Annotated in this window: 1 rRNA gene; it reads right to left on the bottom strand. The window is 51.4% G+C overall.

From position 1 onward, the window contains the following. Positions 1-7: 7 nt before the first annotated feature. Positions 8-2,937 (bottom strand): 23S ribosomal RNA (locus tag LZ480_RS19560). Positions 2,938-2,990 lie beyond the last annotated feature (53 nt).

The following is a 2,990-nucleotide window of genomic DNA, read 5'->3' as shown; positions in this document are numbered from 1 at the left end:
TAAACATGTGGTTAAGTCCTCGACCGATTAGTATTCGTCAGCTACATGTGTCGCCACACTTCCACCTCGAACCTATCTACCTGATCGTCTTTCAGGGGTCTTACTTACTTGCGTAATGGGAAATCTCATCTTGAGGGGGGCTTCATGCTTAGATGCTTTCAGCACTTATCCCGTCCACACATAGCTACCCAGCGATGCTCTTGGCAGAACAACTGGTACACCAGCGGTGTGTCCATCCCGGTCCTCTCGTACTAAGGACAGCTCCTCTCAAATTTCCTACGCCCACGACGGATAGGGACCGAACTGTCTCACGACGTTCTGAACCCAGCTCGCGTACCGCTTTAATGGGCGAACAGCCCAACCCTTGGGACCGACTACAGCCCCAGGATGCGATGAGCCGACATCGAGGTGCCAAACCTCCCCGTCGATGTGGACTCTTGGGGGAGATAAGCCTGTTATCCCCGGGGTAGCTTTTATCCGTTGAGCGATGGCCCTTCCATGCGGAACCACCGGATCACTAAGCCCGTCTTTCGACCCTGCTCGACTTGTAGGTCTCGCAGTCAAGCTCCCTTATGCCTTTACACTCTACGAATGATTTCCAACCATTCTGAGGGAACCTTTGGGCGCCTCCGTTACCTTTTAGGAGGCGACCGCCCCAGTCAAACTGTCCGCCTGACACTGTCTCCTACCCCGCTAAGGGGCATGGGTTAGAAGTTCAATACAACCAGGGTAGTATCCCACCGACGCCTCCTTCGAAGCTGGCGCTCCGAGATCTCTGGCTCCTACCTATCCTGTACAAGTTGTACCAAAATTCAATATCAAGCTACAGTAAAGCTCCACGGGGTCTTTCCGTCCTGTCGCGGGTAACCTGCATCTTCACAGGTACTATAATTTCACCGAGTCTCTCGTTGAGACAGTGCCCAGATCGTTACGCCTTTCGTGCGGGTCGGAACTTACCCGACAAGGAATTTCGCTACCTTAGGACCGTTATAGTTACGGCCGCCGTTTACTGGGGCTTCAATTCGCAGCTTCGCTTGCGCTAACCACTCCTCTTAACCTTCCAGCACCGGGCAGGCGTCAGCCCCTATACGTCACCTTACGGTTTTGCAGAGACCTGTGTTTTTGCTAAACAGTCGCCTGGGCCTATTCACTGCGGCTCTCTCGGGCTATACACCCTACCAGAGCACCCCTTCTCCCGAAGTTACGGGGTCATTTTGCCGAGTTCCTTAACGAGAGTTCTCTCGCACACCTTAGGATTCTCTCCTCGACTACCTGTGTCGGTTTGCGGTACGGGTACCTCCCACCTCGATAGAGGCTTTTCTTGGCAGTGTGAGATCAGGAACTTCCTCCATACGGAGTCGTCATCACAGCTCAATGTTAAAGTACGCGGATTTGCCTACGCACACACCTTACTGCTTGAACAGAGACAACCAACGCTCTGCTTACCCTACCCTACTGCGTCCCCCCATTTCTCAAACGGTGGGGAGGTAGTACAGGAATATCAACCTGTTATCCATCGCCTACGCCTATCGGCCTCGGCTTAGGTCCCGACTAACCCTGAGCGGACGAGCCTTCCTCAGGAAACCTTAGTCATACGGTGCATGGGATTCTCACCCATGTTTCGCTACTCATACCGGCATTCTCACTTCTAAGCGCTCCACCAGTCCTTCCGGTCTGACTTCAACGCCCTTAGAACGCTCTCCTACCACGCATACCAACGGTATGCATCCACAGCTTCGGTGAATCGTTTAGCCCCGATACATTTTCGGCGCAGCGTCACTCGACCAGTGAGCTATTACGCACTCTTTAAATGATGGCTGCTTCTAAGCCAACATCCTGGTTGTCTAAGCAACGCCACATCCTTTTCCACTTAACGATTACTTTGGGACCTTAGCTGGTGGTCTGGGCTGTTTCCCTTTTGACTACGGATCTTATCACTCGCAGTCTGACTCCCGTGTATAAATATCCGGCATTCGGAGTTTGTCTGAATTCGGTAAAGCGAGATGCCCCCCTAGTCCAAACAGTGCTCTACCTCCGGTATTCTCAATCACGAGGCTAGCCCTAAAGCTATTTCGGAGAGAACCAGCTATCTCCAAGTTCGATTGGAATTTCTCCGCTACCCACACCTCATCCCCGCACTTTTCAACGTGCGTGGGTTCGGACCTCCAGTAAGTGTTACCTCACCTTCATCCTGGACATGGGTAGATCACCTGGTTTCGGGTCTACGACCACGTACTAATTCGCCCTATTCAGACTCGCTTTCGCTGCGGCTCCGTCTTATCAACTTAACCTCGCACGTAATCGTAACTCGCCGGTTCATTCTACAAAAGGCACGCTATCACCCATTAACGGGCTCTAACTACTTGTAGGCACACGGTTTCAGGATCTATTTCACTCCCCTTCCGGGGTGCTTTTCACCTTTCCCTCACGGTACTGGTTCACTATCGGTCACTAGGTAGTATTTAGCCTTGGGAGATGGTCCTCCCGGATTCCGACGGAATTTCACGTGTTCCGCCGTACTCAGGATCCACTCTGGAGGGACTGAACTTTTGACTACAGGGCTTTTACCTTGTTTCGCGGACCTTTCCAAGTCGCTTCGTCTAATCCAATCTTTTGTAACTCCGTATAGAGTGTCCTACAACCCCAAAGAGCAAGCTCTTTGGTTTGGGCTCTTCCCGTTTCGCTCGCCGCTACTCAGGGAATCGAATTTTCTTTCTGTTCCTGCAGGTACTTAGATGTTTCAGTTCCCTGCGTCTGTCCTCATCACGCTATGTATTCACGTGTAGATACTATCCGATTAAAGATAGTGGGTTCCCCCATTCGGAAATCCCCGGATCAAAGCTTACTTACAGCTCCCCGAGGCATATCGGTGTTAGTGCCGTCCTTCATCGACTCCTAGTGCCAAGGCATCCACCGTGCGCCCTTATTAACTTAACCAAAAGTTAAACTTACTTAAAAAGTAAGATTTTAAGGATATTGCACGATCAATT

The sequence above is a fragment of the Solibacillus palustris genome (genome assembly GCF_022549215.1).
Taxonomy (GTDB): Bacteria; Bacillota; Bacilli; order Bacillales_A; family Planococcaceae; genus Solibacillus; species Solibacillus daqui.
Note: the sequence above shows the minus strand (reverse complement) of the source record. Positions and strands in the feature narration are given on the sequence as shown.